General features: G+C 70.7%; 8 protein-coding genes. 4 read left to right on the forward strand and 4 right to left on the reverse strand.

The genetic code is table 11. The features are described from left to right. Positions 1-100: 100 nt before the first annotated feature. On the reverse strand, positions 101-322 hold the full coding sequence (locus G4G93_RS07155; protein WP_165082628.1) for a YdcH family protein: 222 nt from the start codon (positions 320-322) through the stop codon (positions 101-103). Positions 323-610: 288 nt separating this feature from the next. On the opposite strand from G4G93_RS07155, the gene G4G93_RS07160 reads away from it, so the two are divergent. After that, entirely contained in the window at positions 611-796 is a 186-nt protein-coding gene (locus tag G4G93_RS07160; protein WP_165082631.1) for a YdcH family protein, read from the forward strand. 423 nt (positions 797-1,219) lie between these two features. On the opposite strand, the gene G4G93_RS07165 is transcribed toward G4G93_RS07160, so the two are convergent. Continuing rightward, entirely contained in the window at positions 1,220-2,851 is a 1,632-nt protein-coding gene (locus tag G4G93_RS07165) for an acyl-CoA synthetase (RefSeq protein ID WP_165082715.1), read from the reverse strand. 155 nt (positions 2,852-3,006) lie between these two features. Between G4G93_RS07165 and G4G93_RS07170 the strand changes: the two genes are divergently transcribed. Beyond that, positions 3,007-4,917, forward strand: coding sequence for a propionyl-CoA synthetase (locus tag G4G93_RS07170; protein WP_165082633.1), 1,911 nt, complete (start codon positions 3,007-3,009; stop codon positions 4,915-4,917). Positions 4,918-4,957: 40 nt separating this feature from the next. Here G4G93_RS07170 and G4G93_RS07175 read toward each other — a convergent pair whose 3' ends face one another. Continuing rightward, positions 4,958-6,184 (reverse strand): EAL domain-containing protein, encoded by a 1,227-nt coding sequence (locus tag G4G93_RS07175; RefSeq protein WP_165082635.1) that lies wholly within the window; start codon positions 6,182-6,184, stop codon positions 4,958-4,960. 478 nt (positions 6,185-6,662) lie between these two features. On the opposite strand from G4G93_RS07175, the gene G4G93_RS07180 reads away from it, so the two are divergent. Together G4G93_RS07180 and G4G93_RS07185 are read left to right on the forward strand one after the other, a co-directional pair. Continuing rightward, positions 6,663-7,076 (forward strand): hypothetical protein, encoded by a 414-nt coding sequence (locus G4G93_RS07180; protein WP_165082637.1) that lies wholly within the window; start codon positions 6,663-6,665, stop codon positions 7,074-7,076. Positions 7,077-7,232: 156 nt separating this feature from the next. After that, positions 7,233-8,354, forward strand: coding sequence for an NADH:flavin oxidoreductase/NADH oxidase (locus G4G93_RS07185; protein WP_165082639.1), 1,122 nt, complete (start codon positions 7,233-7,235; stop codon positions 8,352-8,354). A 123-nt stretch (positions 8,355-8,477) separates the two neighbouring features. Here G4G93_RS07185 and G4G93_RS07190 read toward each other — a convergent pair. Then, the coding region (locus G4G93_RS07190; protein ID WP_165082641.1) for a DNA translocase FtsK at positions 8,478-9,050 on the reverse strand (573 nt) is incomplete at its 5' end.

Here is a 9,050-nt window from a genome sequence, read left to right on the forward strand (position 1 = left end):
AAAAGCCGATCGGCCGCGGTCCACGCCGCGACCGGTCATCCGCCCGCAGTAGCGGCGCGACCGCGATGCCGCAAGCCGCCGCCGGCCGGATCCACCGCCCTCAGGCGATGATGTCCGGGGTGAGCTGGTCCTCCAGGAAGGTGATGCGGTCGCGCAGCGAGAGCTTGCGCTTCTTGAGGCGCTGGAGCTGCAGGCGGTCGCCGGCCATGACCCCGGACAGGGCTTCGATCGCATCGTCGAGGTCGCGGTGCTCCTCCCGGAGCCGCGCCAGCTCGGTCTCGTACTCCGCCGCGGATTCCGCACTCAACTCGTCGAACGCCATCGCCGCCCCAAGCCCTCGCCCCAAGTCCTGGAGATATTCCGGGAGAGATGCGACGAAGCATGAACCAGCCCCCGGCCTGCGGCAAGGGCGTCGCGCGGGCGCCGGAGGGGTTGTGCAGCGCCACCTTGCGGTGCGGCCTCGCAGGGCTTGCCGGCGGGCGTCCGGCATGCATTCCGGGACTGCCGACGCTGCGGCGCATGACGCAGGTGCAGCAACAAATGCCTTCGACATCCGCCGCGAGCTGTGGCAGGCTGCATGTGTCACCTACATGACAGGAGGCAATGGCTGATGTCGCTGCACACGCATCTCTCCGAGCTTGAGCGTAAGCACGAGGCCTTGGAGCGCGAGATCCAGGACGCGATCACCCACCTCTCCACCGATGACTTGCGAGTTGTAGAACTCAAGCGCCGAAAGCTTCACTTGAAGGATGAGATCAGTCGCCTGCGGACGACGTCCACCCGCGTGATGCACTAGCCCAGACCAGACCCGCGTGCCGCCGCGCCCGCGTTCGGCGCGGCGGCTCCTGACGACCCGCGTCGCCGCCTCGCTCCCGCTCGGATCGCTCGAGGCCATGCCGGGCAAGACGTCATCCCGGCGCACCGCGTTCTTTTCCCGTCACAACCTGATTGTCTGCCCGACAAGACCGTGATCCGCTGCGTCCATCGGGGCCGCGCAGCGGAAACTAGGATCCGGACACTGATGTCTGTCAGGAAAGGGCGGTCAGTGTTCTGCCTGATTCTCTCCCGCTTGCGTGTCTGGATCCCAGGCTCCGCTGCGCGGCCCCGGGATGTCGCGGAGGGTGTCGGACCGGTCGCGTGAACCGATCGAATCACCCCGGCCCAGCGACGCTCATGCGATGTCCGACAGAGATGTCCGACCGATCGTCCGGATTTCGCATCACAGCGCCTTCGCCATCTCCCGCAGCACGAACTTCTGCACCTTGCCGGTGGAGGTCTTCGGCAGTTCGGTGAAGACGACGTGCCGGGGCACCTTGAAGCCGGCGAGCGACTGGCGGCACCAGCCGATCAGCTCCTCGGCCGAGACCATCTCGGAGCCTTTCAGCTCGACGAAGGCGCAAGGCGTCTCGCCCCATTTCTCGTCGGGCTTGGCCACCACCGCGGCCGCCGCCACCGCCGGGTGCTTGAACAGGGCCTCCTCGACCTCGATCGAGGAGATGTTCTCGCCCCCTGAGATGATGATGTCCTTCGAACGGTCCTTGAGCTGGATGTAGCCGTCCGGGTGCTTCACCCCGAGATCGCCCGAATGGAACCAGCCGCCCTTGAAGGCGGCCTCGGTGGCCGTCGGGTTCTTGAGGTAGCCGCGCATCACCACGTTGCCGCGGAACATCACCTCGCCCAGCGTCTCGCCGTCGGCGGGGACCGGCTCCATCGTCTCGGGGTCGAGCACGTCGAGGGCCTCGAGCGGCGGGTAGCGCACGCCCTGGCGCGCCTTGCGGGCGGCCTGCTCGTCCTTGCCGAGCGCATCCCAGTCGGCGTGCCACTCGTTCACCACCGCCGGGCCGTAGGTCTCGGTCAGGCCGTAGACGTGGGTGACGTCGAACCCGGCCTCCGCCATCCCGGCGAGCACCGCCTCCGGCGGCGGCGCCGCCGCCGTGAGGAACGAGACGCGCCGCGGCAGCTCCCGCCGCTCGGCCGCCGGCGCGTTGATGAGGAGCGACATCACGATCGGCGCGCCGCACAGATGCGTGACGCCGTGATCCGCCAGCGCGTCGTACATCGCCTTGGCCCGGACCTGCCGCAGGCAGACATGGGTGCCGGCCACCACCGACAGGGTCCAGGGAAAGCACCAGCCGTTGCAGTGGAACATCGGCAGCGTCCACAGATAGACCGGATGCCGGCCGAGGTTGCCCGCCACCACGTTGCCGACCGCCAGAAGCGACGCGCCGCGATGGTGGTAAACCACCCCCTTCGGGTCGCCGGTGGTGCCCGAGGTGTAGTTGAGCGTGATCGCGTCCCACTCGTCGCCGGGCATGGCCCAGGCATGGGCGGGATCGCCCTCGGCGAGGACATCCTCGTACTTGATCGTGCCGAGCCGCTCGCCCGGGCCGTCATATTCGGGATCGTCGTAATCGATCACCAGGGGTTTGACGCCGGCCTGGCCCAAGGCCGGGCCCATGGTGCGGGCGAATTCCCGATCGGTGATGACCACCTTGGCCTCGCCGTGGTCGAGGCAGAAGGCGATGACGGCGGCATCCAGCCGGGTGTTGAGGGTGTTGAGCACCGCGCCGGCCATCGGCACCCCGTAATGGCACTCGATCATCGCCGGGGTGTTGGCGAGCATCACCGCCACCGTGTCGCCCCGCCCGATGCCGCGGGCCTTCAGGGCCGAGGCGAGCCGCCGGCTGCGGGCGTAGAGGTCGCGGTAGCTGCGCCGCAAGCTCCCGTGGATCACGGCGGTGTGGTCGGGGAAGACCGCCGCCGCCCGCTCCAGGAAGGTGAGGGGCGTGAGCGGCTGGTGGTTGGCCGGGTTCCGGTCGAGGCCCTGGTCGTAGATCGTCGCGCCGGTCATGGGGTCGTCCTCGCTGTCGCACCAGAGTACCCGCCGGGGCAGGGCGATCAATCCGCCCGCGCTCCTTACGAAAGTTCGACTTCCGGCGGGGGCGGGCCCTATCCTATCTGGACGATGAGGCCGCCCCGCAGACGGGCTGCACCGGAGGAGACGCCATGGCGAGCCCGAGCCGCTACCCGGAGACCTACGCCGCCTGGCAGCGCGATCCGGAAGGTTTCTGGGCGCAGGCCGCCGGGGCGATCGACTGGGTGACCCCCGCCACCCGCGTCTTCGCGGCCGACGAGGGGATCTACGGCCGCTGGTTTCCCGGCGCCGAGGTCAATGCCTGCCACAACGCCGTCGACCGCCACGTCGCGGCCGGCCGGGCCGGGCAGGCGGCGATCCTGTACGATTCGCCCGTCACCGGCACCAAGCGCCGGATCACCTATGCCGAGCTTCAGGCCGAGGTCGCGGCGCTCGCCGCGGTGCTCCAGGATCTCGGCGTCGGGCGCGGCGACCGGGTGGTCCTGTACATGCCGATGGTGCCCGAGGCCCTGTTCGGCATGCTGGCCTGCGCCCGTATCGGCGCCGTGCACTCGGTGGTGTTCGGGGGCTTCGCCACCCGCGAACTCGCCGCCCGTATCGAGGATGCGGAGCCCAAGGTGGTGCTCGCCGCCTCCTGCGGCATCGAGCCGGCGCGGGTCGTCGCCTACAAGCCGCTCCTCGACGAGGCCTGCCGGCTCTCCTCGCACAAGCCCGGGTCCTGCCTGATCCTGCAGCGGCCGCAAGCTCCCGCCACCCTGGTCGAGGGGCGGGACCGCGACTGGGCCGAAACCGTGGCGGCCGCGAAGGCGGAGGGCCGCGCCGCTCCGTGCGTGCCGGTCGCCGCCACCGACCCGCTCTACGTGCTCTACACGTCGGGCACCACCGGCAAGCCGAAGGGCGTCGTGCGCGACACCGGCGGCTACCTCGTGGCGCTCGCCTGGTCGATGCCGAACCTCTACGGCGTCGCCCCCGGCGAGACCTATTGGTGCGCCTCCGACGTCGGCTGGGTGGTGGGCCATTCCTACATCGTCTACGGCCCGCTCCTCCACGGCTGCACCACCGTGCTCTACGAGGGCAAGCCGGTCGGCACGCCGGATGCCGGCGCGTTCTGGCGCGTGATCGCCGAGACCGGGGCGGTCGCCCTGTTCACTGCGCCGACGGCCCTGCGCGCCGTCAAGAAGGAGGATCCGGAGGCACGGCTGATGGCCGGCCACGACCTCTCGCACTTCCGCACCCTGTTCCTCGCCGGCGAGCGGGCCGATCCCGACACCGTCGCGTGGGCCGAGCGGATCCTGGGTGTGCCGGTCATCGACCATTGGTGGCAGACCGAGACCGGCTGGCCGATCGCCGCCAACCCGGTCGGGCTCGGGGCGCTGCCGGTCAAGCACGGCAGCCCGACGGTGGCGATGCCGGGCTGGGACGTGCAGGTGCTCGACGAGGCCGGCAAGCCGGTGCCGGCGAACACCATGGGCACCATCGCCATCAGGCTGCCCCTGCCGCCCGGCGCCCTGCCGACCCTGTGGCGGCAGGACGAGCGCTTCCGCGAGAGCTATCTCACGACCTATCCGGGCTACTACAACACCTCGGATGCCGGCTTTCTCGATTCCGACGGCTACGTCTCGGTGATGGGTCGCACCGACGACATCATCAACGTCGCCGGCCACCGCCTGTCGACCGGCGGCATGGAGGAGGTGCTGGCCTCCCACCCGGCCGTGGCGGAATGCGCGGTGATCGGCATCCGGGACGCGCTCAAGGGCGAGGCGCCCTGCGGCTTCGTGGTGCTGAAGGCCGGCGTCACGCAGGCGCCGGACGTCGTCGAGCGCGAATTGGTGGCGCTGGTGCGCGAGCGCATCGGCCCGGTCGCCGCCTTCCGCCTCGCGCTCACGGTCGGGCGGCTGCCGAAGACCCGCTCCGGCAAGATCCTGCGCGGCACGATGAAGAAGATCGCCGACGGCGAAGCCTGGACGGTGCCGCCGACCATCGAGGATCCCGGCGTCCTGGAGGAGATCGGCGGGGCTCTGCGCGAGCGCGGGCTCGGATAGGGCGGGCCCGGGGAGAGGTGGACCGGAGCGGTGGACCGGGTCACCGCTCCGCCGCGGCGGCGGGCAGGGACGCGGCCGCGGCGAGCGGCATCGGCCGGCCGGTCAGGAAGCCCTGCACCCGCGTCACCCCAATGCTCCGCAGCACCGCGTACTCGGCCTCGGTCTCGACGCCTTCGGCCACGATCTCGCACCCGATGCGACGACCGTATCCGGTCAGCGCCTCGGTCAGCGCCCGGCGGGCGGACTGGGCGTCGATGGCCCGGATCAGGCTCATGTCGAGCTTGATGAAGTCGGGCTCCAGGTCGAGGACGTGCCGCAGCGTCGCGTGACCGGCCCCGACATCGTCGATCGCGAGGCTCAGGCCCCGGCGCCGCAGCGGGCCGAGCCCATCGCGGAGCGCCTCGTAGGAGGGGACCGCCGCGTGCTCCGTCAGTTCGAGCACCAGCCGGTCGAGGGGTGCGCCGGCCAGCGCCTCGGCGAGGCGCGGCGAGGCCAGGGCCGCCGGCGACAGGTTGACCGACAGCTTGACCCCGGCGGGCAGGGCGGCAAGCGCGCCCAAGGCCTGGCGCAGGGCCAGGAACTCGAGCGCCTCGCCGAGGCCGGTCTCGGCCGCGTCCGCGAACCACGCATCGGGACCGGAGCCGGGTCGCAGGCCGGGCGCGGCGGGAAACCGCGCCAGGGCCTCGAACGCCGCGAGGCTGCCGTCGGCCGTGCGGTAGATCGGCTGGAACACCATCGTGATCGCCTCGGCCTCGATCGCCTCGGCGACGCGCCGCCGCTTCGCCTCGTGGGCGCGCGCCGCCTCGCGGTCCGTCGACAGGATGGCATCGACGAGGTCGGCGCAGACGCGCAGGATGCCGAGATCGCGGGTCGTCAGGCTGCGGTCCGGCGTGAAGCTGAAGCAGCACAGCGTCCCGTAGGGCTCGCCGCCGTCGTGGCGGAGCGGCACGCTCAGATGCGCTCCGACCGGCAGGTCGCGGGTGACCGGCATCTGCGCCGCGACCGGATCCTCGGCCGCATCGTGCATCAGCTCCGGCATCAGACCCTTGGCCACGTAGTAGCAGAAGCTCCGCGCGAGGGGATCGGAGGTCCCCGCCACGATCGGATTCACCACCGTCTCGGCATCCGAGACCCGAAAGATCCGGTTGTCCGCCACGAATTCCGAGACGAAGCCGACATCCATCGCCAGGTGGCGGCGAACCGAGCGGAGAACCGACAGGATCTGTTCATCGGCGCTCCCGAAATGGTTGCCGAGGGCTGAGCGCATGGACATCGTTCGGGAAGACCTGGTTCGGGCGGACTCTGCCGTGAGCGGACTTTGGAACGAGCGAATTCGGCAACGCGCCGACTTGGCAAATGGAGCGGGTCCGGTTCGCCGCCCGGCGACTGCGACGTGCCGGGATCCTGGGGATCGCGCGCGCCTGGGCTCCGACAGTGTTAGTATAAAAATCCTAATGGCGATACAAGCCGAGGACACTCCTTGTCGAAGTCGTTTTTGCTGCTATCTTCAGCGGAGTGCAAGAACATTTGGGAAGTGTGGCACGACCGCGACGCGGTGACAGATGTCAGACCTGACGCATTCAACCACACGGCTTGACGAGCCGATTCCCGGGTCGCATACTCTATGGGGGTGTATGGATCCGGCTCACGCGGTGTCGCATCCGCGAGCCCCCACGATGCATCGCCACGGTGTCACCGCCGCGGCGGGATGATCCGCACCCGACCATCCGACGAGAGGTGTCGCCATGCTCGACCCCGATTCCAGCGACGGACAGCACCATCCGAGTGCCGAGCCGCGCGTCGGGGCTGCGACGGTCGGGACCCCGGTGCCGGAACCTCTGCGGGCCGCGCTCGACCGGATCGAGCAGGGCATCGCCGGGCTGATGCAGGGGGCGGACAAGCGTGAGACGATGCACACCCTGCGCAGCACCCTGTCCGATATCTGCGCGCTGACCGAGCGCGACCCGAGGATCCAGCGCGCCGTGAAGCGGGTGGTGAATGCCGGCGAGCGGTTGGCGGAGATCGAAGTCCCGTCGCTCCGCTCGCGGGCGGAGAGCGCGGCGCGCCGGGCGGCGGCGCGGGCGATCGAGAGCCTGGCGGCCGTCCTGGTCGATACCCGCCCGAGCCGGATCGCCACCAGCCTCGGACGAGGCTGGTAACCTCGGCAGGGGATCGCGGGTCGCGATGATCCCTGGCGCGGTGCGCCGCCGCACGCGGCGAGGCCGCCGGTCGCGCACGGGCGCCCTGCGCTGCCTGCGCTGGCCGAGACCGCCGCCTCGCGCCAGATTGCGGCCATCCTCTTCCGGAGTACCCGCATGAGCAGCCCGCTTCTGTTCCAGCCCCTGCGCCTCGACGGCCTGGAACTGGAGAACCGCATCATCGTCGCGCCGATGTGCCAGTATTCCGCTCGCGACGGCGAGGCGACCGACTGGCACATGATGCATCTCGGCCAGCTCGCGATCTCGGGCGCCGGGCTCTTGACCCTGGAGGCGACGGCGGTCTCGCCGGAGGCGCGGATAACCGCCGGCGATCTCGGGCTCTGGGACGACGGCACCGAGCGGGCGCTCGCCCGCGTCCTCGGCGCGGTGCGGGACTACGCGCCGGTCCCGATCTGCATCCAGATCGCGCATGCCGGCCGCAAGGCATCGAGCGAGCCGCCGTGGCGCGGCGGCCACCAGGTGGCGCCGGATTCGCCCCGCGGCTGGCTCACCGAGGCGCCCTCGAGCCTCGCCCATGCCGAAGGCGAGGTGGCGCCCCGGGCGCTGGACCGCCAGGACATGAAGCGCATTCGCGACGGGTTCGCCGCGACCGCCCGCCGCGCCGTCCGCCTCGGCATCGAGGCGGCGGAGATCCACGCGGCCCATGGCTACCTGCTGCACCAGTTCCTGTCGCCGCTCGCCAACCGGCGGACCGACGCCTATGGCGGCAGCCTCGAGAACCGGATGCGCTTCCCGCTCGAGGTCTTCGACGCCGTGCGGGACGTCTTCCCCAGCGGCAGCCCGGTCTGGGCCCGGGTCTCGGCGACGGACTGGGTCGAGGACGGCTGGGAGGTCGAGCAGACGATCGCCTTCGCCGAGGCCTTGAAGGCGCGCGGCGCCGCCGCCATCCACGTCTCGACCGGTGGCGTCTCGCCCCGGCAGAAGATCGCGGTCGGGCCGGGCTACCAGGTGCCGTTCGCCGAACGGGTGCGGGCGGCGACCGATCTCGTCACCATCGCGGTCGGCCTCATCACCGAGGCGCGCCAGGCCGAGACGATCCTGCTCGAGGGCAAGGCCGACGCGGTCTCGCTCGCCCGCGCCATGCTCTACGACCCGCGCTGGCCCTGGCACGCCGCCGCCGAACTCGGCGCCCGGGTCCGCGCGCCGAAGCAGTACTGGCGCTCGCAGCCGCACCACCTCAAGGACCTGTTCAAGGAGGCGAGCTTCGGCCAGCGCTGAATGCCGCCGGACTGATCCGACAGGTCCGATAAATCCTCCATCGTCATCCCGTGGCTCCTCGAAGACGAGAGCCCGGGAGGCGTTGGAGGGTTTTCTCGACAGCCGGGTGGTGGAGCCCTGTCCTCACCCGTCCTGGCCGTCCTCCAGCAGGATCTCGCGCTTGCCGGCATGGTTGGCGGGGCCGACGATGCCCTCGCGCTCCATCCGCTCCATCAGCGAGGCCGCCCGGTTGTAGCCGATCTGCAGCCGGCGCTGGATGTAGCTCGTCGAGGCCTTCTTGTCGCGCAGGACCACCGCCACCGCCTGGTCGTACACGTCGGCCGACGGATCGCCGAAGCCGCCCTGATCCATCACCGGGCTGTCCGCCTCCTCCTCGCCCTCCTCGGCGGTGACCGCCTCGAGGTAGGACGGGCGGCCCTGGCGCTTGAGATGGGCCACCACCTGCTCGACCTCGTCGTCCGAGCAGAACGGCCCGTGCACCCGGGTCGTCCGGCCGCCGCCGGCCATGAACAGCATGTCGCCCTGGCCCAGGAGCTGCTCGGCGCCCATCTCGCCGAGAATGGTCCGCGAGTCGATCTTCGAGGTCACCTGGAACGAGATCCGGGTCGGGAAATTCGCCTTGATCGTGCCGGTGATCACGTCCACCGACGGGCGCTGCGTCGCCATGATCAGGTGCAGGCCGGCCGCACGCGCCAT

It is taken from the genome of Methylobacterium sp. DB0501 (assembly GCF_011043735.1).
Lineage (GTDB): Bacteria > Pseudomonadota > Alphaproteobacteria > Rhizobiales > Beijerinckiaceae > Methylobacterium > Methylobacterium alsaeris.